The organism is Streptomyces sp. WAC00040 (assembly GCF_056835925.1).
The window spans coordinates 2739136-2763457 of sequence record NZ_JAKQZE010000001.1; the positions used below are offsets into that span (position 1 = coordinate 2739136).

Consider the following 24322-nt stretch of genomic DNA (forward strand, 5'->3'; position numbering starts at 1 on the left):
TCCACGTCCCGGGTCAGCAGATCTGATCAAATCGGCAGAAACCTCCCTAAGCTGGGGGGATGGCTGTGGATGGGCGGTTGCGAGCCGTGGTGGCGCTGGCGCAGGCGATGGCCGCGGCGACGACCCCGCGTGAGTCCTGGCGGGCGGCGGCCCTCGGTGCGTGCGGCGCGCTCTCCGGGTCGTTCGCCGCCCTGTCCGTGTGGGAGCGCGAGCGGGGGCGGCTCAGGGTGCTCGTGAACGCGGGTGAACGCGCGCCGGACGAGGATGAGTTCCCGGAGTCCGAGACCTATCCGGTGAACCGTTTCCCGGAGATCACCGAGTTCCTGCACGAGCGCTGGGCGGGCGGGGGCGAGCCGGACGCGTGGGTGGAGACCGCCCAGGGGCCCGCGACGCCCGGCCACGGCTACTGCCACCAGAGGGTGGCGGCGCTGCGCCGGCGCCGCCGGGGCTGCTGCGTCGTCGCGCCGATCGTGCTGCACGGCAGGGCATGGGGCGAGCTGTACGTGGCCAGGCCGGAAGCGGCGCCCGTGTTCGACAGGGAGGACGCCGATTTCGCGACCGTCCTGGCCTCGGTCGTGGCCGCGGGCATCGCGCAGACCGAGCGGCTGGAGGAGGTTCGCAGGCTCGCGTTCACCGATCCGCTCACGGGCCTCGCCAACCGTCGCGCCGTCGACACCCGGCTCGACGAGGCGCTCGAGCGGCACCGGGCGGACGGTTCCGTGGTCAGCCTGGTGGTGTGCGACGTCAACGGGCTCAAGCAGGTGAACGACACCCGGGGGCACGCGGTCGGCGACCGGCTGCTGGAACGATTCGGCTCCGTCCTGTCCCTGTGCGGGGCGATGCTGCCGGGAACTTTGGCGGCCCGGCTCGGCGGGGACGAGTTCTGTCTGGTCACGCTGGGGCCGAGTGCCGACGAGGTGGTCGGCGTCTCCGAGGATCTGTGCGTACGGGCGAAGGAGCTGGAGCTCGGCGAGGGCGTCGCGTGCGGCGTCGCGTCGACCGGTGACCCGATCGGGGAGGTGCCGTCGGCCCGGCGGCTCTTCCGGCTGGCGGACGCGGCGCAGTACCGGGCCAAGGCCGCGCGCTCCCCGAAGCCGGTGGTGGCCGGACGGGACGGCACGGTGATGCGGCTTGCGGACTCCCCGCCCCGGTCGGCGCAGGACCGCCGTCGCTTCCGGGACGCCCGCCCGGAAGTGGAGGATGACGAGCCGTGGAGCGAGCCCTGACGGCCGCGCGCCGTGACCAGCTTGTAAGGGGCCGGACCGCGTACCGGTGGTGACAGGTTTGGATTCAATCCGTACGCTGCTGAATATGGATATGCAAACAGTCGTGGTGGGGACGTCCGGTACCACCGCCGATGACGTCATCGCCGTGGCCCGCCACGGCGCCCGGATCGAGCTCTCCGCCGAGGCCGTCGCCGCCCTCGCCGCGGCCCGCGGGATCGTGGACGCGCTGGCCGCCAAGCCCGAGCCCGTCTACGGCGTCTCCACCGGATTCGGCGCCCTCGCCACCCGCCACATCAGCCCCGAACTCCGTGCCCAGTTGCAGCGCAACATCGTGCGCTCCCACGCCGCGGGCATGGGCCCGCGCGTCGAGCGTGAGGTCGTGCGCGCGCTGATGTTCCTGCGCCTGAAGACCGTGTGCTCCGGCCGCACCGGCGTCCGCCCCGAAGTGGCGCAGACGATGGCCGACGTACTGAACGCCGGCATCACGCCCGTCGTCCACGAGTACGGCTCCCTCGGCTGCTCCGGCGACCTCGCACCACTGTCCCACTGCGCCCTTGCCCTCATGGGCGAAGGCGACGCGGAGGGCCCCGACGGCTCCGTGCGCCCCGCGGGCGAGCTGCTCGCGGCACACGGCATCGCGCCCGTCGAGCTCCGCGAGAAGGAGGGCCTCGCCCTCCTCAACGGCACCGACGGCATGCTCGGCATGCTCGTCATGGCGCTCGCCGACCTCGACCGCCTCTACAAGTCGGCCGACATCACCGCCGCCCTGACGCTCGAGGCGCTGCTCGGCACCGAGAAGGTCCTCGCCCCCGAGCTGCACGCCATTCGCCCCCACCCGGGCCAGGGCGCCGCCGCCGCCAACATGCTCGCCGTCCTCGAGGGCTCGGGCCTCACCGGCCACTTCCAGGAGGAAGAAGCGCCCCGCGTCCAGGACGCGTACTCGGTGCGCTGCGCCCCGCAGGTCGCCGGCGCCGGCCGCGACACCATGGCCCACGCCCGCCTGGTCGCCGACCGCGAGCTCGCCTCCGCCGTCGACAACCCGGTCGTGCTCCCCGACGGCCGCGTCGAGTCCAACGGCAACTTCCACGGCGCGCCCGTCGCCTACGTCCTGGACTTCCTCGCCATCGCCGCCGCCGACCTGGGCTCCATCGCGGAGCGCCGCACCGATCGGCTCCTCGACAAGAACCGCAGTCACGGGCTGCCGCCGTTCCTCGCCGATGACGCCGGGGTCGACTCGGGCCTGATGATCGCCCAGTACACGCAGGCCGCGCTGGTCAGCGAGCTGAAGCGGCTCGCCGTCCCCGCCTCCGCCGACTCCATCCCGTCCTCCGCCATGCAGGAGGACCACGTCTCCATGGGCTGGTCGGCCGCCCGCAAACTGCGCACCGCCGTCGACAACCTGACGCGCGTCATCGCGGTCGAGCTGTACGCGGCGACCCGCGCCATAGAGCTGCGCCGCCACCTCACCCCGGCCCCGGCCTCGCGCGCCGCCATCGAGGCGCTGCGTGCGGCGGGCGTCGAGGGCCCCGGCCCGGACCGGTTCCTCGCCCCGGACCTGGCCGCGGCGGACACGTTCGTACGGGAGGGACAGCTCGTCGCCGCCGTGGAGAAGGTGACCGGGCCGCTCGCCTGACCCCCCGCGACACCGAGGCCGCCCCCACCGTCACGGCGGGGGCGGCCTCGGTGTCGGTGGCCGGTCAGGCGGTGCCGGGGTGCCGCCGCATCGAGTACGCGACGAAACCCGCCCCGATACCGAGGGACACCGTGCCGCCGATCACGTACGGGGTGGTGTCCACGCTGCCTGTCTGCGCCAGCAGGAGCTCCTCGCCGGCCGCCTGCGCCGCCGCCCCGGAACGCGAGTCTCCGGACTCCTGCGCGGCCTGTCTCTCGGCGGTGGCATTCGCCGAGGGGACGAACCACAGCGCACACAGAAGGGTCCCTGCGGCTGTGGCGGTGAGCAGCGGTCGACGTGCGACGGACACGAAGTCGATCCCCCTTGAGGCATCCTCGAATTGGCCGGTGGGGCGATGCTAGTGAAAGCAGCGGGTCGTGGGAAAGTCCCGGCCCGAAGGGCCATACCCTCCGTCGTATGACCACCCCTGAGACATCACGCTATGTGCGGCTGCGAGTGGAATTGGTGATCGAGGTCGAGGACTCCGGCGCCCTGACCGGAGCGGCGCTCGAACGGATCGCGGACGACGAGTTCATGCCTGACGACGAGCGGACGCATGCCCAGTCCGCGGTGCGCGAGGAGGAGGCGGAAGCCCTGGCGTATCTGGTCGATCCCTTCGACCTGGTCAGCGAGGTGCCGGGGATCGAGCTCGCGCAGGCATCGTGGAGCTGCGAGCAGATCGAGTACGACCCGGACTCCGCAGACTGGGAGTTCGACATCGACGAGGACGAAGTCGATGGTTACGAACCGGGCCCGGACGGTTACCCGCTGCTGGAGAACGACCACGGCGTCGAGGATGACGGCGACGGTGATACCGGCCGTTGGCCGTAACGGGACCGGGAGGTGACCTGTTACACGCTTCGGGCCCGGATCGCCGGGGCAGGCGTCCCCCGCACTTCCGAACGGGCTTTCCCGGTCAGGAGCGCGGGGGCGACAATCGAATGACGAAGCCGGATGGTGCAACCGATGAGGCGGATGCAGCGTCGATCAGTTCGGTGGGAGGTGTACCAGGCGGGCGAGGAGCCCGACGGGCGCACCCGGTGAGGTGTTGTTCCCCACATCGTGTACCGATGTGGAACCGGATGACCTGAAATGGGGTTGTCCACAGTGGTTGATCAGGGGACTCGGCAACGATGGAGACGCGTGTGATGACGGACAGCAAGCGGCGCAGCGGATGGAAGGTCGCATCCGTGCTGCTCGGGGGTGTGCTGGCCCTGTCGGCCTGCAGCGGCGGGGACGGTCAGGACGCGGCTGCCGAGGCCTCGAAGACGTCACAGGCGCAGATCGACGAGGCTGCGGCGAAGGCGGTCTCGAAGGCGCGAATAGCGATTTCGCCGAAGAACGGCTCGACCAACGCGAGCATCAACAACGCGGCCAAGGTCACCGTCACCGACGGCACCCTGTCCGAGGTCACGATGACGACCGCGGACGGCACCGCCGTGCCCGGCACCCTCGCCGCCGACGGCAAGAGCTGGAAGCCCGACGCCCAACTCGAGCGCTCGACCACGTACAAGATCGCTGCCACGGCCAAGGACGCGGACGGTCTGGAGGCCCACGAGAACGCGTCGTTCACGACCGTCTCGCCGGCCAACAGCTTCATCGGCAACTTCACGCCGGAGGACGGTTCCACCGTCGGCGTCGGTATGCCCGTGTCGATCAACTTCAACAAGGCGATCACGGACCGCAAGGCCGTCCAGTCCGGGATCACCGTGACGTCCAGCAGCGGCCAGGAGGTCGTCGGCCACTGGTTCAACAGCCAGCGCCTCGACTTCCGCCCCGAGCAGTACTGGGCGGAGGGCTCGACCGTCACCATGAAGCTCGAGCTCGACGGCGTCGAGGGCGCCGACGGTGTCTACGGCGTCCAGCAGAAGACGGTCACCTTCAAGATCGGCCGCAACCAGGTCTCCACCGTCGACGCCTCCAGCAAGATCATGACGGTCACCCAGGACGGCAAGACGATCAAGACCATCCCGATCTCCGCCGGCTCCTCCGAGAACCCGACGTACAACGGTCAGATGGTGATCTCCGAGAAGTTCAAGGAGACCCGGATGAACGGTGCGACGGTCGGCTTCACCGACGACGACGGCAAGGGCGAGTACGACATCAAGGACGTGCCGCACGCCATGCGGCTGTCCACGTCGGGCACGTTCATCCACGGCAACTACTGGGGACCGGACTCCGTCTTCGGCAGCGCCAACACCAGCCACGGCTGCGTGGGCCTGAACGACGTCAAGGGCGCCGGCGACCCGAAGCAGCCCGCCGCCTGGTTCTACAACAGCTCGATCGTCGGTGACGTCGTCATCGTCAAGAACTCCAAGGACACCACCATCAAGCCGGAGAACGGCCTGAACGGCTGGAACATGGACTGGGCGCAGTGGAAGGCCGGCTCGGCCGTCTGACCCGCCCGTGACACCTGACGGTGGCGGCACCCTTCGCGGGTGCCGCCACCGTCGTCGTTCCGGGCCCCGGCGCGGGCAGCGGCGGCCGTAATTCCGAGCGGCCGCCGGGGAGGGGGACGTACTGTCCCCGGCATGACGATCACCACCCTCCCCGCGCCGCCCTCCGACTCCGCCGTGGATGCCTGGCACACAGTCGTCCGTGCCGCGCACCTCCACGACCTGCCCGGACACGTGCCCGCGCCGGGCCGGGTGGAGACCGAGGGGAAGCTGCGGACGTCGTCGGTGAACGGCCGGACCGTCCATCACGCGGCCGTGGCGGCCGACGGCTCGTACGACGGCGTGGCATCGGTGGTGCTCTTCACCGACGAGAACAACCTGCACACCGCGTTCCTCGACCAGTTGACCGTCCACCCGAGGGCCAGGCGCCGCGGCGTCGGGAGCCGGCTCTGGGCGGCCGTACGGGACGAGCTCGCCGCGGACGGCCGCACGTCCGTCTCGACGGTGCTCGAACTCGGCGGCCCGGGTGCGGAGTTCGCCTCTCGCCGTGGCTTCGACAACGCCCTCCCGCTGGCCTGGTACGTGCAGAACCTCCAGGAAGCGCTCGCCGCCCACCCGGTGCCCCTCGCGCTCCCCGACGGGTACGCCTACGCCCACTGGACCGGTGTCGTGCCCGACGGGCTCGCCGACGCCTTCGCCGAGGCCCACAACGCCATGGAGGACGCTCCCATGGGGGACGTGGACAGCTCCGTGCCGAAGTGGGACGCGGCACGGGTACGGGCGGCCGCCCGCGTGATCGAGGACCGCGGCGGCGTCATACTCTCCTCGGCCGTCGTGCACACGGCCGACGGCGCCGACACCGTCGCCGCCTACACCGAACTCGTCCTGCGCGACCCGTCCGACGTCCGGGCCATGCAGTACGACACGGCCGTCGTACCCGCCCACCGCGGCCTCCGCCTCGGCCTCGCCGTCAAGCGCCACATGATGGGCGTCGTGGCCACCGAGTGCCCGGGCGTACGCGAGACGGCCACGACCGTCGCCGACGAGAACGGCCCGATGCTGGCCGTCAACGAACAACTCGGCTACCGGCGCGAACGCGAGATCGGGTACTTCCAGATCAAGTTGTGAGCCGTCCCCCGCTCGGCCCCGTGCCCGGCAGGTGACCGCCAGGCAGGCCTGCTCCCGTCCCAGGACCGGGGCGCGTCGAGCCGCGGCCACGGGAAGACGTTCGCCCCCGGCGCAACCGCTTCCGCTCCACAGCCCGTTGCGGCGCTTCTACGCTGGGCGGGTGAGCAGCCACGAGACGAACCGAGCCCGTGTCGTTCCCCTGCGCCCGGCCGTGGCGCCGACCCCCGACGGGCCGGCGCCGGCACCGGGGCGGGCGCCCGGAGAGCCGCTCTGGCGGGAGGTCGTCGGCGGGGTCCTGCGGCGCGAGAGGCTGGCGCAGGAGCGCACACTGAAGGACGTGGCGGACGCCGCCAGGATTTCCGTGCCCTACCTCTCCGAGCTCGAACGCGGCCGCAAGGAGGCCTCCTCGGAGATCCTCGCCGCCGCCGCGCACGCCCTGGGCCTCGGCCTCGCGGACCTGCTCGCCCTGTCCCACCGCGAACTCGTCCGCCCGGTCCGCTCCACCACGGTCCGGTTCGGCCGGAGCGTGGGGGCGGCACGGCAGGGCGACGTGCGCCTCGCCGCGTGACGATCGGCCTCTGGCTCTCGGTCCTGACCCGGTGCCTCGTCCCGGCGGGCCCCTCACCGGCCGCCCGGCAGGATGACCGCCCCGCTGCTCGGGGCAAGGCGCTCAAGGCCGGTCGGCGACGCCACGTACCGGCTGACACCTCGGCCAGACGCAGGGCGAAGGTGGCGGCCACCCCCACCCGGATCGATGGGAGCCGGACGTTCGGCTCGCCTACTACGGGAAGCACGGTCCGTGAGTGGGGGCGGGAGGGACGGCCATGCGTGCCCACCCCATCGCGCTCCGGACGGCGGTGATACGGACGACCGCCGGCAGGTCGCCAGGACGGCAAATGGTTGTACTCAACGCCGAAGGTGTGCCGTTTATCACGTCCCGCATCGGTCCCAGTTGTTTCGCAATGCCCCAAATCGCAGGGCGCGACGTCAATACACTCGCCTCCCATGTGTGAGTGGTACGTGAAGAGCGGGTGGTCGACGCGGCCTCCGCGTCGAGGTCTGAACCAACCGGACAACCATGCCGAGCGCGCCGCCTGATGGCGGCACGGCACAAGCAAGCGAGGGATCCGAGGGCGCATTGGCTGCTCCTCATCCTCACCCTGCCCGTCCTCTTCGGGGCCCTGCTCTTCCAGGGCTGGACGCAGAACGAGGTCGACGGCTCCCCGACCAAACAGGCCTGCACCGAGCCGGTGCCCCAGGCCGCCACCGACGCCGGCCCCGTCCTCGCGGTGCACGGAGACCGTGTGAAGTCGGCCTCGATGCCCGCGGGCACCGTCGCCCTCACCTACGACGGCGGCCCCGACCCGTACTGGACCCCGCGACTGCTGGCCCTGCTCAAGAAGCACGACGCGCACGCCACGTTCTTCCTCAGTGGCGCCGAGGCAGCCCAGTACCCCGAGCTCGTCCGGCAGATCAGGGTGGAAGGGCACGAGATCGGCTCCAACACCTACACCGGTGCCGACCTCGGCGCCGCCTCCGCAGCGCGCAGGACTCTTGAACTTGGCCTCACGCAGAGTGCGTTCGCAGGCGCCGACGGTTTCCGGACCTCGCTGCTGCGGATGCCGTCGACCACCACCGTTCCCACCCTGTGCGGTGCCGAGTGGCCTGTCGCGCGGAGCGTCTCGGCCGACGGCTACCTCCTGGTCGCCGCGGACCGGTCCGGGCGCAAGCCCGCCGACGGGGTCGTCCGCCAGTTCAGCCAGACCTCCGTCGCCCACCGCGAGACGGGGAAACTGCTCACCGATCCGAACGCCCGGCGGTTCACCACGATCTCCGAGGGCGTCCGCGCCGAGGCGCCCGCCATGACGGAAGTCGGCACGATCGAACGGTGGTCGGGCACCGGTCTCATCTGGTTCCAGAAGCTGGGCCGCAGCTTCGTCGCCGCCCTCACCTGGGTGCTGACCGTCGCGGCCGGGCTCGGCCTCCTGCGTCTGTTCGTCCTGGTCCTTTTCGCCCGCGCGCACGTCAAACGCCTGGAGCGGTACCGCCCTGGCGCGCCCTGGCTGCGTGAGATCCGCGACCCGGTGACCGTGCTCGTCCCCGCGTACAACGAGGAGGCCGGGATCGGCGGCACCCTGCGCTCGCTGCTCGCCTCCACTCACCAGCGGCTGCAGATCATCGTGATCGACGACGGATCGTCGGACCGCACCGTGGAGATCGCGAACGAGTACGCACACCGGGACCCGCGGGTGCAGGTGGTGTGCCAGTCCAACGCGGGCAAGGCTGCTGCCCTCAACCACGGCCTGCGATATGCCCGTTGCCCGTACATCGTGATGGTCGACTCGGACACCGTCTTCGAGGCTGACGCCATTCAGCGCCTCGTCCAGCCGCTCGCCCATCCGGCGGTCGGCGCGGTCAGCGGCAACACCAAGGTGGGCAATCGCAAGCGCCTCCTCGGGCGTTGGCAGCACCTGGAGTACGTCTTCGGCTTCAACCTGGACCGCCGGATGTTCGAGGTCCTGGAGTGCATGACGACGGTTCCGGGCGCCATCGGCGCGTTCCGGCTCGACGCGCTCCTAGGCGTGGGCGGCCTCAGTGAGGACACCCTCGCCGAGGACACAGACCTCACGATGGCGCTGTGGCGGGCCGGCTGGCGGGTCGTGTACGAGGAGACGGCCATCGCCTGGACCGAAGTGCCAACTTCCCTAAGGCAGTTGTGGCGCCAGCGCTACCGCTGGTGCTACGGAACCCTGCAGGCGATGTGGAAGCACCGCAGGGCCGTACTGGAGGTCGGGCCCGCCGGGCGCTTCGGGCGGCGCGGCCTGTCGTACCTCTTCCTCTTCCAGGTGGTGCTGCCGCTCCTCGCACCGGTCATCGACGTCTTCATGCTCTACAGCGCCCTGTTCACCAGCTCGCCGGTGAAGTCGATGGCGACGTGGATCGGTTTTCTGGCCGTGCAGATGGCCGTGGCGGCGTATGCTCTGCGACTCGACGGAGAACGCCGCCGCACGCTGTGGGCGCTGCCCTTCCAGCTGCTGGTCTACCGGCAGTTGATGTATCTCGTGGTCATCCAGTCGGTGGTCGCCTTCCTGGGCGGCAGCCGGTTGAAGTGGCAGCGCATGCACCGTTCCGGTACGGCCGCCGCGGCGGCCCAGCACATCGGCAGGACGGCCGGCGACCGCGGCCTGCCGGTTACGAGGTGACGACCCTGAATCCCGGCCCACTGACGCCCACACCCCACGGTCACGAGGAATTGCACCACGTGTACACGCCGACGCCTTACGAGCCGTACGTGCCGATGCCGTCCGACCCGTACGAGCCGGCGCCGCCGGCCGACGGCGGCGGATACAAGCGCAGTGATCGTCGGCCGAGGCAGCCGCGCTCGCGCTTCCGCCGCGTTCTGCGCGCGTTCTGTCTGCTGGTCCTGCTGGGCCTGCTCGGCGGCGCGAGCACCTACGTGTGGGCGGACTCCCGCCTCGACAGCGAGGTCGACCTGTCCGCGCTGCCGGACAGGCCCGCCACCGGCAGGGGCACCAACTACCTGATCGTGGGCTCCGACAGCCGCGAGGGCCTGAGCGAGCAGCAGTCAAGAGACCTGCACACCGGCTCCTCGATCGGTTCCGAGGGCCGTCGCACCGACTCGATGATGGTGCTGCACACCGGCGCCCACGGTACGACGTTGACCAGCCTGCCGCGCGACTCCTGGGTCACGATCCCCTCCTACGTCGACCCGAACACCGGCGTCCACCACAAGCGGGAGAAGAACAAGCTCAACGCGGCATTCTCCCTCGGCGGCCCCGAGCTCCTCGTCCGCACCGTGGAGTCCAACACCGGCCTGCGCATCGACCACTACACCGAGATCGGTTTCGCCGGCTTCGTCGGCATCGTGGACGCGGTCGGCGGCGTGCGCATGTGCGTGGACCGGCGCATCGTCGACGCGAAGTCCGGGCTCGACCTCACCAAGGGCTGTCACATCCTTGACGGCCGTGATGCGCTGGCCTTCGTACGACAGCGCCACCAGGAGAAGGAGGGCGACCTCGGCCGCTCCCGCAACCAGCAGAAGTTCCTCGCCGCCCTGGCCACGAAGGCCGCTTCCCGGGACGTCCTGTTCAGCCCGTCCGCCGTGTTCGGGACGGCCGGCGCGGGCCTGGAGACACTCATCGTGGACAAGTCCACCGGACTGCCCGAGCTGTCCCGTCTGTTCAAGGCGATGCGCTCGGTGTCCGCGGGCAACGGGAAACAGCTCAACGTCCCCGTCGGAACCACCGGCCTGGCCACCTCCAAGGGCAGCGTCGTCGTCTGGGACAAGGAGAAGTCGGCCAGGCTCTTCGCCGAACTGCGCGCGGACCGTCCGGTCACGGTCCAGGGCTGAACGGGCGGGCGGCGCCGATGCCTCAGGCGGTCCGTCCCGGCCCGTGCCGCACGGAGGTGTCGTGCCGTCAGGGGAACACAGGGGCGGACGGCTCGACTCCCGTCCCCCGGTGCCGCAGTAGCCCGCCGGCTTCCGGGCCGGATACTGCTGGTGGGTTGCCCGTGCCGGGAAGAACGGAGGCTCCCGGCCGGGAGGATCTCCGTGGTGGTCCGCCCGTACCCGAGTCGGACAGGGCTTTCTGGTACGCGTCGCGGGACGGCGCGCGATGAGGGAAGCCGAGGCGGACCGCAAGGCTCGCGGGTGGCGGATGAACGGCCGGCCATGAGCGGGGTTCCGCACTATGTGTGCCCCGCACCCGGGCACGCACACGTGCGCGGTGCGTGACCGATGCTGAGCGGACGGACGAGCATGTTCAGGACATGGTGCTTTGCGTCGCCGGCGTTCGTGGAGCGGCCGCGCCGCGAGGAGCGCACCGGTCGCGATCCGTACGACGAGATCCGGGCAGATGAGGAAGAACTTGAACAGTTGGCCCGGGACAGCAGTGAGCGACTCGTCAGCCGCGATGCGTGTCGGGCACGTCGGCGCGCAGGTTCGCGCACGGATTCGAGTAGGCCCGGGACGTGGTGAGGACCTGAGAACGCCTTCGCTCGCCCGGCTGCCGGTCTGCCCGGCGGGACGTCTGGCGCAAGATCCAGGAAATCGCTAGCATGCGCACGATCCGGCCACTGCCGGGTCGGTCGGGCGATCTCCCCGGAAGGGCGGGAGCACACTCCGCTGCAAGAGCCCCGTTCGCATCTAGGAGGAACGGTGTCGCAGTCCCGCAGGTTCTCGAGTCGCCTCAGTGGCTTGTTTTCATCGGCCACCCAGGGCTTTGCGTGGCCCATCCGGTTGAGCACGCTCGGCTCCTCGGAGAGAAGTGGTTCACACCGCGGCAGGGAGATCCAGTGAAAGACGTCGGGTCGATGCCTACTGCCGTAACCCGGGAGAACGAGTCCAATCCGGGAACATTTCAGGCCAGCGCCAGCATCGTGCAGGCGGGTTTCTTCTGCTGGGAGATCGCCACCGGCGAGGTGAGCTGCGACCCGGTCACCCTGGGGCTGCACGGCATGCCCGAGAACGGCCCGTCGGACATCTCGAGCTTCCTGGCCGCAGTTCACGAGTCCGATCTGGCCGATGTGCGCGATGCCTTGGCACTGATTGCGGAATCCTGCGGAAACTACCAGATCGAGTACCGCGTCACCTCCGACGAGGGCCGGCACCGGTCCCTGGAAGCCCGCGGCCGCGTCCTGCCCGACGCCGACGGGCTGCCGGCCCGGATGGTCGGAGTCGTCATGGACACCACGGCCGTCCATGAACGCCACGAAGCGGAGAGACAGCGGCTGTACGAGCGCGCCACCCGTGACCGCTGGATGCAGGAGCTGACCGCGGCTCTGGCCGCCGCGGTGACGGTCAAGGACATCATGGCCGCCGCACAGGCGGGATTGCGTACCTTCGGAGCGGACGCGCTCGCGGTGATCGCCCCGGAGGGGGGCCGGTTGACCGTCATCGCTTCGTGCGCCGACGACGAGCAGGGCGACGACTCCATACGGGCCCTCGACACCACGGCGCGCACACTCGTGGAGGAGTCACTCGATCGTAGGGCGCCCGTCCTCATCGGCTCCAGGGACGCGCTGATCACCGGTTATCCGCACCTGGCACCGCTCGCGCAGTCCACGCAACAGGCGTGGGCGGCACTGCCGCTCACGGACTCGCGCGGCCGCGTCAGTTCCTGCCTCGTCAGTTTCCCCGAGCCGCAGGAATTCCTGCTCGAGGAGCGGGCCCTCCTGGTTGCCGCCACCGGACTGCTCGCCCAGTCACTGGAGCGGGCCGGTATGTACGAGTCGGAACACGCGCTCGCGACCGAGCTCCAGCGCGGAATGCTGCCGCGCGGGCCGCTCACGGTGCCAGGTGTGACCATCGCCGCTCGCTACCAGGCCGCCACCTCGGGCATGTGGATCGGTGGCGACTGGTACGACGCCATCAGCCTGCCCGATGGCGGCGTGGCTCTGGTCATCGGAGATGTGCAGGGACACAGTGTTCACGCCGCGTCTCTCATGGGGCGGCTGCGCACCGCCGTGCACGCCTACGCGAACGAAGGACACCCGCCCGCGGCCGTCCTGGAACGCACCAACCGTCTGCTGACCGAGCTGAACACCGACCCGGACAGGGCCCTTTTCGCCACGTGCTGCTACATCGCACTCACCCCCTCCGACGGAACGCTCCAGGTGTGCCGGGCGGGCCATCCGGCCCCGGCGCTGATCACGCCCCGTAAGCCGCCGCGCCTCCTGGACGTCCCCGGCGGCCTCCCCCTCGGGATCGACCGGGAGCAGCGGTACCCGACCACCCGCCTGCGCATCGCTCCGGGCAGTGTGCTCGCCCTGACCACCGACGGACTGCTCGAGGCCGTGAACAAGGACATCGACCAGGGCATCGAGAGGTTTCTCCAGGGTCTGCGAGGGGCTCCCAAGGCGAACCTGGAGACCGTTGTCGACGACCTCCTCGCCGGTACGCAGAAGGCTCACGGCCTGGGCGACGACGTTGCACTGCTCCTGGCTCGTCTGAACAAGCCCGGCCGCCGGGCCGCTGCGGCTCACCCGGGCCTCACGCGGTCTGTCCTCAACTAGTCCGGATCGCAAGGCACTTGCATTCGCGATCAACCGAATTTGCCGGTCTGCAGTGCTGTCCGGCGCAGGGTGAAGAACTCCACAATGACGAGACCCCTGCCCAACGCCAGCGGCGGGCGGGGTACTTTACATCGGTGGTTGGTTGCCTGGTCATGCTCCATGCGGCCTTGGCATGCCGCAGCGGCGATGTCGCCGGATGTCGCCAATGGCAGAGGATTACCGAGATGCGAGCTGACGCATGGAAAATTTCCGTATGCCGGACCTTTACGTACCCGTACCAGCAGCGCTCAATCCTGAACTTCAGGAGGCGACGACGGCCGTTGAGGCGTGGTTGGACGAGTTCGGTCTGGTGCCCACCGAGGAGGCTCGTCGGCATGTGCAGCGCACTCGTGTGGACCGGCTCACCGCGTGGCTGTGCCCGAAGGCGTCACAGGAAGCGCTGATCCTGATCACGCAATGGAACGCGTGGCTGTTCCAGTTGGACGACCAGTTCGACGACGATCCGGTGCGCGGTTACCGGCCCGAGCAGTGGCAGGAGGCGTTCGGGCCGTTGTTCGCGGTATTTGACGGAAAGGTCACGGATGGGCGACTGGCGCGTTCCCTGGCCGATCTGTGGCGCCGTACGACGGCCGTCCGTTCTTCCGTGTGGCAACGCAGGTTTGTCCCGCACCTGTTGTGGTATTTCGACAGCTACCGGGCCGATATGCATTATCGGGAGGCCGGACGCGTACCCGGCCTGCAGCAATATCTCGCCCACCGCCGCGCCTCATTCGCATTCGACGCGGTCCTGGACCTGATGGAAATCGGTTCCGGTGTGGACTTGCCCGATCAACTGCATGCGAATCCGGCCTTCGCCGACATGCGAGAGGCAGTGATCTACGCGAATGCCTGCATCAACGATCTCTACTCGCTGCGCAAGGAACTCGCCCATGACTATGCGTTCAACGCCGTCACGGTGATCTGCCACCATCACCGGTGCAGCCTCCAGGAGGCGGTGGAGCGAGTGGCCGTGATGCAGACGGGATACGTCCAGCGCATCCTCGATCTCGAACGGGTCCTGCCCGGGCGGCTTGCCCGTTCCGGCCTCGCCGACGACGTCATCGTCGGCGCGCTCCGCTGCGTCCGGGACTTCCAGGCGCTCACCGCCGGGAACGTCGCCTGGTCGAAGGAGACCGGGCGCTATGCCGAGATAGAGATCAATCCGACGTATCTGACGGACTTGTTCACTCCGTAGGCCCCTTGGCCGTCGCATGCGCGTCAGGGCACCGCCGTGGCAGTGGCACCGGGATCCCCGTCAGGCAGTACCGTGCCGTCAGTGTTCGTCGCCGCTGATCGATGCGGTCCGCGTCGCGCCCACGAAGGAGATCGACGACGATCCCCAAAGGCGGACAGCGGTGTCCGGTCAGTCATCGTGGGGGGCCGGTGCGATGCCCGTCGGGCAGGACGATCCCCAGTTCGTCTCGAACGGGGTACTCAGCTTGACTCCCGTGCCACCGATGCCGCAGTAGCCCGCCGGGTTCTTGTCCAGGTACTGCTGGTGGTAGGCCTCGGCCGGGTAGAAGGGCCGGCCCTCCGCCGGGAGGATCTCCGTGGTGATCGTGCCGTACCCGGAGCCCGTCAGGACCTTCTGGTAGGCGTCGCGGGACGACGCTGCCGCGGCGGCCTGGGCGGGGGAGTGGGTGTAGATCGCCGAGCGGTACTGGGTGCCCACGTCGTTGCCCTGGCGGAAGCCCTGGGTCGGGTTGTGGGACTCCCAGAAGAGCTTCAGCAGCGACTCGTACGTGACCTGCGACGGGTCGAAGACGACGCGGACCGCTTCCGTGTGGCCGGTCAGGCCCGAGCAGGCCTCTTCGTACGTGGGGTTCGGCGTGTGGCCGCCCTGGTAGCCCACGAGAGTCGTCCACACGCCCGGCGTCTGCCAGAACTTGCGCTCCGCGCCCCAGAAGCAGCCGAGCGCGAAGTCGGCGGTCTCCAGGTGCTCCGGATAGGGGCCGAGGAGGGGGTTGCCGAGGACGGTGTGGCGGTCGGGGACCGTGAAGGTCGGTTCCGGGCGGCCCTTGAGGGCCTGCTCGGGGGTGGGCAGCACGGGGGTACGGCCGAAGAGCATGGCTGGTTCTCCTTCACGGTGACGGCACCGGAACAACGTCCCGGTGCCGTCCGGAATTCCACCGGCGCCATGGCGGCCGCCGCGCGGGTGCGGTTCAGCGCAGCAGTGTCGCCGGGCTGCCGCCGTTCGCCTCGTATCCGGCGACCGCCAGGTTGCGGTACACCGTGTAGGCCGCCGCCGGGTCGGGCTCCGTCGTCCAGGGCAGCGCGCCCACGTGGCCGTCGATCTGCACGAGCTGGTGCATCGCCTCGGCCCACCGCTCGGAGTTCACCAGGAAGACGACGAGCAGGTGGCGTACGTGAGCGAGCATCGGGTCGTCCGGGCGGGCGGAGTGCACGGCGAACAGCGCGCCCTCCATGGCCTTGGTGACCACCGCGCTCTGGTAGAAGGAGCGCACGAGGTTCACCTCGGGCAGGTGCTCGTAGACCGCGAAGAGGGGGAGCGCCGCCAGCAGCGACCCGTGCGGGGCACGGGCCGCGGCCGTCGTGGCGAAGTGGTCGGCCTCCTCGCGGGAGCCGTGCCACTTCTCGCACAGGTGGTGCAGCGCGGCCAGGTGGGCGCCCATGTGGTCGGGCGCGCGGTCGATGACCTTCGCCCAGAGCTGGTCGAACTGCTCGTGGCTGTAGCCGAGTCCGCGGGCGACGGCCAGCTCGATGATGTACGGGACGGGGTCGCCGGGCGCGAGCAGCGCGGCCTCGCCGCAGACGGTCCGGGCCTCCTCCAGGATGATCCGGAAGTCGTCCGCGCCGACGGCCGAAGAGCGCCACGCCTGCTGCACCAGGAACTCGGCGTGCACCTGCGCCGCGCCGGCGTCCTTCGGCGCCTCCGAGCGCCACTTGCGCAGCCACGCGCCGCCGACGCCGGGCTGCTGCGCCAGTTCCAGGGACGCGGCCCCGGCGAAGGCCTGGACGCGCTGCCAGCGCCGCTCGCCCTCCTTCGGCGTACCGGCGAGCAGCTGGGAGGCGGCCTGCCAGTCCTGGGTCCGCTGGACGACGTCCAGTACGTCGAGGAGGTCCTGGTCCGGTCCGGGCATCCGGACGTCCAGCTGCTCCTGGCGTACGAATCCGTACGTGTCCGGGTCGGCGGCGTCGGGCGAGCCGGGCCGGGCGAGGCGGATGCCGTTCCGGCGGCGCAGCACGACGGGGCCGATGATCGCGGTCAGCATGCACAGTGCGATCAGGAACCAGAGAATCTCCATGAGCCCATTGTCCCGGACGGCTGCGCCTTGCGGCCACGGCCGGTCCCGCACCGGACTACGCTCGGGCCTCATGAGCGACCAGCACAGCTTCCACAGCTTCGAGACCCGCGCCATCCATGCGGGCAACACCGCGGACCCGCTGACCGGCGCGGTCGTACCGCCCATCTATCAGGTGTCCACGTACAAGCAGGACGGCGTGGGCGGCCTGCGCGGGGGTTACGAGTACAGCCGCAGCGCCAACCCGACGCGCACCGCGCTGGAGGAGAACCTCGCCGCGATCGAGGGCGGACGCCGGGGTCTGGCCTTCGCCTCCGGGCTCGCCGCCGAGGACTGCCTGCTGCGTACGCTGCTGCGCCCCGGCGACCACGTCGTGATCCCGAACGACGCGTACGGCGGCACCTTCCGGCTCTTCGCGAAGGTGGTCGAGCGGTGGGGTGTCGACTTCTCCGTGGCCGACACCTCCGACCCGGCGGCCGTGCGTTCCTCGGTCACCGATCGCACGAAGGTGATCTGGGTCGAGACGCCCTCGAACCCGCTGCTCGGCATCACCGACATCGCGGCCGTCGCGGACATCGCCCGCACGGCGGGCGCGAAGCTCGTCGTCGACAACACTTTCGCCAGCCCCTACCTCCAGCAGCCGATCGCGCTCGGCGCTGATGTCGTCGTGCACTCGCTGACCAAGTACATGGGCGGCCACTCGGACGTCGTGGGCGGTGGGCTGATCGCCGCGGACGCCGAGCTGGGCGAGGAGCTGGCGTACCACCAGAACGCTATGGGCGCGGTCGCCGGACCGTTCGACGCGTGGCTGGTGCTGCGCGGCATCAAGACGCTGCCGGTGCGCATGGACCGGCACAGCGAGAACGCGACGCGGGTCGCGGAGATGCTCACCAGCCACCCGAAGGTCACGCAGGTCCTCTACCCGGGGCTGCCGGAGCACCCCGGCCATGAGATCGCGGCGAAGCAGATGCGGGCGTTCGGCGGCATGGTCTCGTTCCGTGTGCAGGGCGGCGAGCAGGCGGCGGTCGAGGTCTGCAACCGGGCGAAGCTGTTCACGCTGGGTGAGTCGCTGGGCGGTGTGGAGTCGCTGATCGAGCACCCGGGCCGGATGACGCACGCGTCCGTCGTGGGCTCCGCCCTGGAGGTGCCGGCGGATCTGGTCCGTCTCTCCGTGGGCATCGAGGCGGCGGACGACCTGCTCGCCGATCTCCAGCAGGCGCTGGGCTGACGTGCCCCGGTGCTCCGTGGGCCCCGGCGAACGCGCCGGGGCCGACGGAGCAGGACCGCGATCCGGTCAGACGGGGGCCTTCTCGTCCTGCAGGGATTCGCGCACCATCTGCCTCAGCTCGGGGCTGTCGGTGTGCTCGTGCACGGAGATGGCGTGCTCCACGGCCGCCCGCACGACTTCCTCCTCCTCACCGCTGATGGTGAGGGTGCATCCGGAGACGCTGGGCGTGTTGCGGCAGTCGGCGACTTTCCTGGTCATCACGGCCTCCTGGGCTCGTTCGTCGCGCCCCTCTTTTCAGGGTAGATCCGCGATGAGCGGCCGCCACCAGCCGCCGCTACCAGCCTTCGAGCGGCGGCGTCGTGACCGACGGAGGAACCGCCCACGGTTCGGTGACCGTCGCCCACACCGCGCATGCGATCACCAGCACGACCAGCAGCCCGATCCACGCCAGGCGTACGGCCCGGTGGCGGCGCAGCAGTCGTGCGCCCTGCTCCGCGGCGCGTGGGCCGAGGTCGGCGGGGACCACGGGATGGGGGGCGTCCATCATCCGCCTGACCTCGTCCTCCTTGCGTTCCGGGCCGTTCACGAGGCGGTCCTCAGCAGTGGACGGCCCGGAGCCCGGCGGGCGCTGCGCATGGTGGAGACCGCCCGGCTGCAGACGGCCCGCACCCGGTCCGCGGGAAGCCCGATGATCGCGGCCGTCTGCTCCTCCTCGACCCCCTCGTACAGGCGCAGCACCAGGATCAGGCGTTCCTGCGGGGTGAGGCGGTCCAGTACCCCGCCCCGCACCCGGTGGTAGCGCCAGGCGCTGCGGGCGAAGCGGAGGGCGAGTTCCTGGCGGGTGCGGTTGTACGGGTCCTCGCCGCGCAGCCGGTCCCAGTGCGCGTAGGTGCGGGCCAGGGCGCCGGTCAGCAGCCGCTGTGCGAGCGGGTTGGCCGTGGGGGGCTCGGCGGTGAGCAGGGTCGCGGCGTGCAGCAGCCGGCTCGACGCGCCCGCCACGAAGGCCTCGAACTCACGGGCGCGACGGCGGTCCATGGCTGAATTCCGCTCGGTCACGTCCTCATATAGAGCCCGGTGACGGCCCTGGGTCAAGAGGTCGGCGGCGTCTCCGTCTCACCGGCGGGAAGACCGGCCTGGCGGGCGGAGAGGGCCGTGTTGAAACGGGTGAGCAGAGTGCAGAACGATTCCCGCTCGCTCTCCGTCCAGCCGTCCGTCACCTGGGCCATCAGTTCACGGCGTGAGGCGCGGACCTCTTCGAGTTTGGCCAGGCCGCGCGGGGACAGCTGGAGCACGACCGCACGGCCGTCCTCCGGGTGCGAGGTGCGTTTGACCAGGCCGGTGTCGACGAGCGGCGCCACCTGCCGGGTGACGGTCGAGGAGTCGATGCCCATCCCGGCGGCCAGTGCCTTGACGCCCATCGGACCTTCCAGGTCCAGGCGGTTGAGCAGCAGGTACGCGGCACGGTCCATCGAGTTGCGGACCTGGCCGACTCCGCCGAGCCGTGTCTGTTCCGCGCGGCGTGCGAACACGGCCACCTGGTGCTGGAGGGCATCGAGGAGACCGGGGCCGCCGGGAGGTTCGGGGGAGGTCCCCCGAGAGGCAGACGCAGTGGTCGTCATGTCCTGAGAAGTGGGCATGGCTGCGGGGGCTCTCTTGTGCGGTGGTCGGTTGGTGGGGGACAGAGTACGCGGCCCCGGGTCCCGGCGTACCTGCGCTGCACAATCCGGTACGGGCGCCTTACGCGGCCGGAGTCCGGGCCGGTGCGCCCGCCCTGCCGCGGGCCGCTGCCGGGTGGCTCCGGCGGGCGCCGGACCGGGATGCGGACGGCGCCGCCCGTCGAAGCCCGAACTGCCAGACTTGGCCGCATGAGCTTCCGTACGCCCGAGATTCCCTCCGTGATCCTCGACGACATCCGGGGAGCGCAGAAGATGCTGTCCGGTGTCGCCAGGGTCACGGCGATGGAGGGCAGCAGGCATCTGTCGCAGCTGGTGGGAGCGCCGGTCCATCTCAAGTGCGAGAACCTTCAGCGCACCGGGTCCTTCAAGCTGCGCGGCGCGTACGTGCGGATCGCCGGCCTCAGGCAGGAGGAGCGGGCGGCGGGCGTCGTCGCCGCCTCCGCGGGCAACCACGCCCAGGGCGTGGCGCTGGCGTCGTCGCTGCTGGGGGTGCGCTCGACGGTCTTCATGCCGGTCGGGGCCCCGCTGCCGAAGGTCGCTGCGACCAGGGAGTACGGGGCCGATGTGCGTCTGCAGGGGCAGGTCGTCGACGAGACGCTGGCCGCGGCGCAGGAGTACGCGCGGGAGACGGGCGCCGTCTTCATCCACCCCTTCGACCACCCGGACATCATCGCCGGGCAGGGCACGGTGGGGCTGGAGATCCTCGAGCAGTGCCCGGAGGTGCGGACGATCCTCGTCGGTGTCGGCGGGGGCGGGCTGCTGGCCGGGATCGCGGTCGCGGTGCAGGCGCTGCGGCCGGACGTGAAGCTGATCGGCGTGCAGGCCGAGGGCGCCGCCGCCTATCCGCCCTCGCTGGCGGCCGGGCATCCGGTGTCCGTCGACGAGCCGACGACGATGGCGGACGGGATCAGGGTGGGGCGGCCGGGCGATGTGCCCTTCAAAATCATTGGCGATCTTGTCGAGGAGGTTCGTACGGTCTCCGAGGACGCGCTTTCCAGTGCGCTGCTGCTCTGCCTCGAGCGGATGAAGATGGTGGTCGAACCGGCCGGGGCGAGCACGGTGGCGGCACTGCTGAGCGATCCGAGGTCGTTCGAGGGCCCGGTCGTGGCCCTGCTGTCGGGCGGCAACGTGGACCCGCTGCTGATGCAGCGCATCCTCCGGCACGGCATGGCCGCGGCGGGCAGGTACCTGTCGCTGCGGCTGCGGCTGACGGACCGGCCGGGTGCGCTCGCCGGTCTTCTCGGCCTGTTGTCAGTGGCGGATGCCAATGTTCTCGATGTGAGCCATGTACGGACCGACCCGCGGCTCGGGCTCACGGAGGTGGAGGTGGAGCTGCACCTGGAGACGAAGGGGCCCGAGCACTGCGAGGAGGTCGCGGCGACCCTGCGCGCCGCGGGTTACACGGTGATGGTCTGAGCGCTTCCGCGCCGGCGGGAGGGGCGAGGCGCCTGTATCGCGATACCCGGCGCGGGCCATGACGCGACACCCTCTTGAGAGACGCGATGTATCGCGTTATGGTTTGGGCCCTGCCATGCTCCCGCCAAGGGAGCGGCCGAGTCGGCCCGTCGCGCGCAAGCATTCATCCACTCCACCAGTCACCCTGGGAGACCTCTTATGCCAGGCGCCATCTACGCCGAAGGTCTGGTCAAGACCTTCGGCGACGTAAAGGCACTGGACGGCGTCGATCTCGACGTCCCCGAAGGCACGGTCCTCGGACTTCTCGGCCCGAACGGCGCCGGCAAGACCACCACCGTGCGCGTACTGACCACTCTCCTTCAGCCGGACAGCGGCTCCGCGGTCGTCGCCGGCATCGATGTGCTCAAGCACCCCAACGAGGTTCGCAGGTCCATCGGCCTCTCCGGCCAGTTCGCCGCCGTCGACGAGTACCTGACCGGCCGGGAGAACCTCCAGATGGTCGGGCAGCTGTACCAGATGAGCTCCAGGGACGCGAAGAAGAGGGCAGGTCAGCTGCTCGAGCGGTTCAATCTGGCCGACGCCGCCGACCGCCCCGCCAAGACCTACTCCGGCGGTATGCGCCGCCGGCTCGACCTGGCCGCGGCGCTGGTCGTGTCGCCGCCCGTGATGTTCATGGACGAGCCGACGACCGGCCTCGACCCGCGCAACCGGCAGCAGTTGTGGGAGGTCATACAGGAACTCGTCGGCGGCGGTACGACGCTGCTGCTGACCACGCAGTACCTGGAGGAGGCCGACCACCTCGCCGACGACATCTGCGTCGTCGACCACGGCAAGGTCATCGCCCGCGGTACGTCCGACCAGCTCAAGGCACGCACGGGCGGCGAGCGTGTCGAGGTCGTCGTCCACGAGCCCGAACAGATCGTGCCCGCCCGCGAGGTCCTCCTCGGCTACGGCAAGGGCGAGGTCACCGTGGCCGAGCACACCCGCAAGCTCACCGTCCCCGTCACCGGCGGCGCCAAGCTGCTCGCCGAGGTCATCCGCGACCTCGACGCCCGAGGCGTGGAGATCGATGACATCGGCCTGCGCCGCCCCACCCTCGACGACGTCTTCATCTCGCTCACCGGCCACGCGGCGGAGGCGGAAGAGGCCAACGGCGGCGCGGACTCGGAAGACGCCGCCGGCCGCAGCGCCAGGAAGGAGGGCGCCAAGTGAGCGCCACCACGCAGACCGCGCCGCCGCTCGCGGCTCCCCGCCCCCGTGGCGGCGTCGGCCAGTCCGTCAGGGACTCCCTGGTGGTGGCCAAGCGCAACCTGATCCGGATGATGCGCATCCCCGAGATGATCATCTTCGGACTTTTCCAGCCGATCATGTTCGTGGTGCTCTTCACGTACGTCTTCGGCGGCTCCATCCAGGTCGGCGGCTCCATCTCGCCGCAGGACTACCGCGAGTTCCTGATGGCGGGCATCTTCGCCCAGACCGTCACCTTCGCCACGGCGGGCGCCGGCGCCGGCATCGCCGACGACATGCACAAGGGCCTCATCGACCGCTTCCGTTCGCTGCCCATGGCGCGCGGCGCGGTTCTCACCGGCCGCACCCTCGCCGACCTCGTGCAGACGGCGTTCACGCTCGTCGTGCTCGCGGTCGTCGCTCTGATCCTCGGCTGGCGGGTCCACGAGAACATCGGCAAGGTGCTGCTCGGCTTCCTGCTGCTGCTCTTCCTCGGATACGCGTTCTCCTGGATCGGCGCGCTGATCGGCCTCTCGGTCCGCACGCCGGAGGCCGCCACCTCCGGCGGACTGATCTGGCTGTTCCCGCTGACGTTCATCTCGAATGCCTTCGTGGACGCCAACAACATGCCGGGCTTCCTGCAGACCATCGCCGAGTGGAACCCGTTCAGCGCGACCGTGCAGGCATGCCGCGAGCTGTTCGGCAATCTGCCGCCCGGCTTCAAGGCGCCCGACGCCTGGCCCATGCAGCACCCGGTACTGGCCTCGGCGCTGTGGTCGCTGCTGATCCTGGTCGTCTTCCGCACCCTGGCGGTCCGCAAATACCGCTCCGCCGCCTGACCGGCACACGAAGGGGCCGGACCGCTTCCGCGGTCCGGCCCCTTCGTCGTCTGCGTCCTGCTCAGCCCGAGTAGGGCTTCGCCGCGAGGATCTTCACCGCGGCCTTCTTGCCGTTCGGCAGTTCGTACTCGGCGTCGTCGCCGACCTTCTTGCCGTTCACGCCGACGCCCAGCGGCGACTGCGGCGAATACGTCTCGATGGCCGCGCTCGCGTACTCGCGCGAGGCCATCAGGAACGTCAGGGTGTCGTCCTCGTCGCCGTCGAAGGCGATCGTGACGACCATGCCGGGCTCGACGACGCCGTCGTCCGCCGGGGCCTCGCCGACCTTGGCGTTGTCCAGGAGCTGGGTCAGCTGGCGCACACGGAGCTCCTGCTTGCCCTGCTCCTCCTTGGCCGCGTGGTACCCGCCGTTCTCCCGCAGGTCGCCCTCCTCGCGCGCCGCCTCGATCTTCTTGGCGATCTCGGTGCGCGCGGGACCAGACAGGTACTCCAGCTCGGCCTTGAGCTGGTTGTACGCCTCCTGGGTAAGCCAGGTGACGTTGTCGCTGGTCTGGGTCACAGGTGCTCCTCGTAGGTACTGGGAATACAAAGCATCGCCCTACCCACAAAGATGTACCCCCATGGGCGGGCGAAACCACGAGCCTAACAATTCCGGCGGGAAAGGGGGAGGACAAAGGCCTCGTGAAATGCAGAACCCCTGCTCAGCCCCCTGCTCGGTGCGGGGGCCGGGGTGTCACGCGGCGTTGCAGCCCATCAGCTCGGCGCTCGTCGCCTGCCGCGTCGTACGGATCTTCACGACCTCGTCGATGCGGTTCTCACCCTCCCGGCCGATCGCCACGTCCAGCCGGCCGACCTCGGCGCCGTCCTCCGCGAGGGCCCGCACCGTGCAGCTGCCGGCGGTCCCCGCGTCCTTGCGGACCTCGAGATGGACCTGGACCTCGTCGGCGCCCTCCATGACGTCGAACTTGATCACCTCGGCGCTGATGCGCGTACCGGAGACGTAGTCGTAGCCGAACCAGCCGACGACAGCGAGCATGCAGGCGCCGAGGACGGCCCCCACGATCCTCAGCTTGCGGTCCGCGCGCTCGTCCGCCGTGCGCCCGTAGCGCCCCTGCGGAAGCTTTTCGCCGACAGCCGCCATGATCGTTCCTCTCGAGAGCCGGAGGCAGGAATTTTC

General features: G+C 70.2%; 23 protein-coding genes. 14 read left to right on the plus strand and 9 right to left on the minus strand.

The window, feature by feature from the left end; all coding sequences use genetic code 11:
- Nucleotides 1–59 precede the first annotated feature (59 nt).
- Nucleotides 60–1226, plus strand: coding sequence for a GGDEF domain-containing protein (locus MDN94_RS12900; RefSeq protein ID WP_482725971.1), 1167 nt, complete (start codon nucleotides 60–62; stop codon nucleotides 1224–1226).
- 91 nt (nucleotides 1227–1317) lie between these two features.
- Nucleotides 1318–2859, plus strand: coding sequence for a histidine ammonia-lyase (gene hutH, locus MDN94_RS12905; protein ID WP_482727062.1), 1542 nt, complete (start codon nucleotides 1318–1320; stop codon nucleotides 2857–2859).
- A 64-nt stretch (nucleotides 2860–2923) separates the two neighbouring features.
- Here hutH and MDN94_RS12910 read toward each other — a convergent pair whose 3' ends face one another.
- A complete protein-coding gene (locus tag MDN94_RS12910; RefSeq protein WP_482725972.1) occupies nucleotides 2924–3208 on the minus strand; it encodes a hypothetical protein in 285 nt (94 codons plus the stop codon).
- Between the two features lie 107 nt (nucleotides 3209–3315).
- Between MDN94_RS12910 and MDN94_RS12915 the strand changes: the two genes are divergently transcribed.
- From MDN94_RS12915 to MDN94_RS12950, 8 genes are all read left to right on the plus strand, one after another.
- Nucleotides 3316–3729: a hypothetical protein gene (locus MDN94_RS12915; RefSeq protein WP_482725973.1), complete on the plus strand. Its 414-nt coding sequence runs from the start codon at nucleotides 3316–3318 to the stop codon at nucleotides 3727–3729.
- A gap of 302 nt (nucleotides 3730–4031) precedes the next feature.
- Nucleotides 4032–5297 (plus strand): L,D-transpeptidase, encoded by a 1266-nt coding sequence (locus MDN94_RS12920; RefSeq protein WP_482725974.1) that lies wholly within the window; start codon nucleotides 4032–4034, stop codon nucleotides 5295–5297.
- Between the two features lie 132 nt (nucleotides 5298–5429).
- Nucleotides 5430–6422 (plus strand): GNAT family N-acetyltransferase, encoded by a 993-nt coding sequence (locus MDN94_RS12925; RefSeq protein WP_482725975.1) that lies wholly within the window; start codon nucleotides 5430–5432, stop codon nucleotides 6420–6422.
- 160 nt (nucleotides 6423–6582) lie between these two features.
- Nucleotides 6583–6990 carry a helix-turn-helix domain-containing protein gene (locus MDN94_RS12930; RefSeq protein ID WP_482725976.1) on the plus strand — a complete coding sequence of 136 codons (408 nt, stop codon included), beginning with the start codon at nucleotides 6583–6585 and terminating at the stop codon, nucleotides 6988–6990.
- Between the two features lie 529 nt (nucleotides 6991–7519).
- Nucleotides 7520–9625 (plus strand): bifunctional polysaccharide deacetylase/glycosyltransferase family 2 protein, encoded by a 2106-nt coding sequence (locus tag MDN94_RS12935; RefSeq protein ID WP_482725977.1) that lies wholly within the window; start codon nucleotides 7520–7522, stop codon nucleotides 9623–9625.
- A gap of 59 nt (nucleotides 9626–9684) precedes the next feature.
- A complete protein-coding gene (locus MDN94_RS12940) occupies nucleotides 9685–10794 on the plus strand; it encodes an LCP family protein (protein ID WP_482725978.1) in 1110 nt (369 codons plus the stop codon).
- 962 nt (nucleotides 10795–11756) lie between these two features.
- Nucleotides 11757–13457 carry a PP2C family protein-serine/threonine phosphatase gene (locus MDN94_RS12945; RefSeq protein ID WP_482725979.1) on the plus strand — a complete coding sequence of 567 codons (1701 nt, stop codon included), beginning with the start codon at nucleotides 11757–11759 and terminating at the stop codon, nucleotides 13455–13457.
- Between the two features lie 253 nt (nucleotides 13458–13710).
- Entirely contained in the window at nucleotides 13711–14691 is a 981-nt protein-coding gene (locus tag MDN94_RS12950; protein ID WP_482725980.1) for a terpene synthase family protein, read from the plus strand.
- Between the two features lie 168 nt (nucleotides 14692–14859).
- On the opposite strand, the gene msrA is transcribed toward MDN94_RS12950, so the two are convergent.
- Both msrA and MDN94_RS12960 read right to left on the minus strand, forming a co-directional pair.
- Nucleotides 14860–15564, minus strand: a complete 705-nt coding sequence (gene msrA / locus MDN94_RS12955; protein ID WP_482725981.1) for a peptide-methionine (S)-S-oxide reductase MsrA — start codon at nucleotides 15562–15564, stop codon at nucleotides 14860–14862.
- Between the two features lie 94 nt (nucleotides 15565–15658).
- Nucleotides 15659–16762, minus strand: a complete 1104-nt coding sequence (locus MDN94_RS12960) for a tetratricopeptide repeat protein (protein WP_482725982.1) — start codon at nucleotides 16760–16762, stop codon at nucleotides 15659–15661.
- 70 nt (nucleotides 16763–16832) lie between these two features.
- Between MDN94_RS12960 and MDN94_RS12965 the strand changes: the two genes are divergently transcribed.
- The gene (locus MDN94_RS12965) at nucleotides 16833–17987 is read left to right on the plus strand and encodes a cystathionine gamma-synthase (RefSeq protein WP_189466488.1); all 1155 of its coding nucleotides are present in this window, start codon (nucleotides 16833–16835) and stop codon (nucleotides 17985–17987) included.
- 66 nt (nucleotides 17988–18053) lie between these two features.
- Here MDN94_RS12965 and MDN94_RS12970 read toward each other — a convergent pair whose 3' ends face one another.
- From MDN94_RS12970 to MDN94_RS12985, 4 genes are all read right to left on the minus strand, one after another.
- Nucleotides 18054–18245 (minus strand): DUF1059 domain-containing protein, encoded by a 192-nt coding sequence (locus MDN94_RS12970; RefSeq protein WP_482725983.1) that lies wholly within the window; start codon nucleotides 18243–18245, stop codon nucleotides 18054–18056.
- 76 nt (nucleotides 18246–18321) lie between these two features.
- Nucleotides 18322–18573, minus strand: a complete 252-nt coding sequence (locus MDN94_RS12975; protein ID WP_482725984.1) for a hypothetical protein — start codon at nucleotides 18571–18573, stop codon at nucleotides 18322–18324.
- Complete coding sequence (locus tag MDN94_RS12980) at nucleotides 18570–19022, minus strand: sigma factor-like helix-turn-helix DNA-binding protein (RefSeq protein ID WP_482725985.1); 453 nt, start codon at nucleotides 19020–19022, stop codon at nucleotides 18570–18572. The genes MDN94_RS12975 and MDN94_RS12980 overlap by 4 nt, the downstream gene beginning before the upstream one ends.
- 53 nt (nucleotides 19023–19075) lie before the next feature.
- Complete coding sequence (locus MDN94_RS12985) at nucleotides 19076–19624, minus strand: MarR family winged helix-turn-helix transcriptional regulator (protein ID WP_482725986.1); 549 nt, start codon at nucleotides 19622–19624, stop codon at nucleotides 19076–19078.
- Between the two features lie 228 nt (nucleotides 19625–19852).
- On the opposite strand from MDN94_RS12985, the gene ilvA reads away from it, so the two are divergent.
- The 3 genes from ilvA (at nucleotide 19853) to MDN94_RS13000 (ending at nucleotide 23145) form a co-directional block, all read left to right on the plus strand.
- A complete protein-coding gene (gene ilvA, locus MDN94_RS12990; protein ID WP_482725987.1) occupies nucleotides 19853–21079 on the plus strand; it encodes a threonine ammonia-lyase in 1227 nt (408 codons plus the stop codon).
- 198 nt (nucleotides 21080–21277) lie between these two features.
- Nucleotides 21278–22291, plus strand: a complete 1014-nt coding sequence (locus tag MDN94_RS12995; RefSeq protein WP_482725988.1) for an ATP-binding cassette domain-containing protein — start codon at nucleotides 21278–21280, stop codon at nucleotides 22289–22291.
- Nucleotides 22288–23145 (plus strand): ABC transporter permease, encoded by an 858-nt coding sequence (locus MDN94_RS13000; protein WP_482725989.1) that lies wholly within the window; start codon nucleotides 22288–22290, stop codon nucleotides 23143–23145. The genes MDN94_RS12995 and MDN94_RS13000 overlap by 4 nt, the downstream gene beginning before the upstream one ends.
- Before the next feature lie 61 nt (nucleotides 23146–23206).
- On the opposite strand, the gene greA is transcribed toward MDN94_RS13000, so the two are convergent.
- A complete protein-coding gene (gene greA, locus MDN94_RS13005; RefSeq protein WP_482725990.1) occupies nucleotides 23207–23704 on the minus strand; it encodes a transcription elongation factor GreA in 498 nt (165 codons plus the stop codon).
- Nucleotides 23705–23878: 174 nt separating this feature from the next.
- Complete coding sequence (locus MDN94_RS13010; protein WP_482725991.1) at nucleotides 23879–24286, minus strand: DUF4307 domain-containing protein; 408 nt, start codon at nucleotides 24284–24286, stop codon at nucleotides 23879–23881.
- Nucleotides 24287–24322: the final 36 nt, after the last annotated feature.

What these genes read in the sequence shown, in the direction of transcription:
- MDN94_RS12970 (WP_482725983.1), bottom strand. Translation starts at nt 18,245, where the DNA reads ATGACCAGGAAAGTCGCCGACTGCCGCAACACGCCCAGCGTCTCCGGA.
- MDN94_RS12995 (WP_482725988.1), top strand. Translation starts at nt 21,278, where the DNA reads ATGCCAGGCGCCATCTACGCCGAAGGTCTGGTCAAGACCTTCGGCGAC.
- MDN94_RS12985 (WP_482725986.1), bottom strand. Translation starts at nt 19,624, where the DNA reads ATGCCCACTTCTCAGGACATGACGACCACTGCGTCTGCCTCTCGGGGG.
- MDN94_RS12950 (WP_482725980.1), top strand. Translation starts at nt 13,711, where the DNA reads ATGCCGGACCTTTACGTACCCGTACCAGCAGCGCTCAATCCTGAACTT.
- MDN94_RS13010 (WP_482725991.1), bottom strand. Translation starts at nt 24,286, where the DNA reads ATGGCGGCTGTCGGCGAAAAGCTTCCGCAGGGGCGCTACGGGCGCACG.
- MDN94_RS12925 (WP_482725975.1), top strand. Translation starts at nt 5,430, where the DNA reads ATGACGATCACCACCCTCCCCGCGCCGCCCTCCGACTCCGCCGTGGAT.
- ilvA (WP_482725987.1), top strand. Translation starts at nt 19,853, where the DNA reads ATGAGCTTCCGTACGCCCGAGATTCCCTCCGTGATCCTCGACGACATC.
- MDN94_RS12900 (WP_482725971.1), top strand. Translation starts at nt 60, where the DNA reads ATGGCTGTGGATGGGCGGTTGCGAGCCGTGGTGGCGCTGGCGCAGGCG.
- MDN94_RS12945 (WP_482725979.1), top strand. Translation starts at nt 11,757, where the DNA reads ATGCCTACTGCCGTAACCCGGGAGAACGAGTCCAATCCGGGAACATTT.
- MDN94_RS12980 (WP_482725985.1), bottom strand. Translation starts at nt 19,022, where the DNA reads ATGGACCGCCGTCGCGCCCGTGAGTTCGAGGCCTTCGTGGCGGGCGCG.
- MDN94_RS12965 (WP_189466488.1), top strand. Translation starts at nt 16,833, where the DNA reads ATGAGCGACCAGCACAGCTTCCACAGCTTCGAGACCCGCGCCATCCAT.
- MDN94_RS12915 (WP_482725973.1), top strand. Translation starts at nt 3,316, where the DNA reads ATGACCACCCCTGAGACATCACGCTATGTGCGGCTGCGAGTGGAATTG.
- msrA (WP_482725981.1), bottom strand. Translation starts at nt 15,564, where the DNA reads ATGCTCTTCGGCCGTACCCCCGTGCTGCCCACCCCCGAGCAGGCCCTC.
- MDN94_RS12935 (WP_482725977.1), top strand. Translation starts at nt 7,520, where the DNA reads ATGGCGGCACGGCACAAGCAAGCGAGGGATCCGAGGGCGCATTGGCTG.
- MDN94_RS12960 (WP_482725982.1), bottom strand. Translation starts at nt 16,762, where the DNA reads ATGGAGATTCTCTGGTTCCTGATCGCACTGTGCATGCTGACCGCGATC.
- MDN94_RS12920 (WP_482725974.1), top strand. Translation starts at nt 4,032, where the DNA reads ATGGAGACGCGTGTGATGACGGACAGCAAGCGGCGCAGCGGATGGAAG.
- hutH (WP_482727062.1), top strand. Translation starts at nt 1,318, where the DNA reads ATGCAAACAGTCGTGGTGGGGACGTCCGGTACCACCGCCGATGACGTC.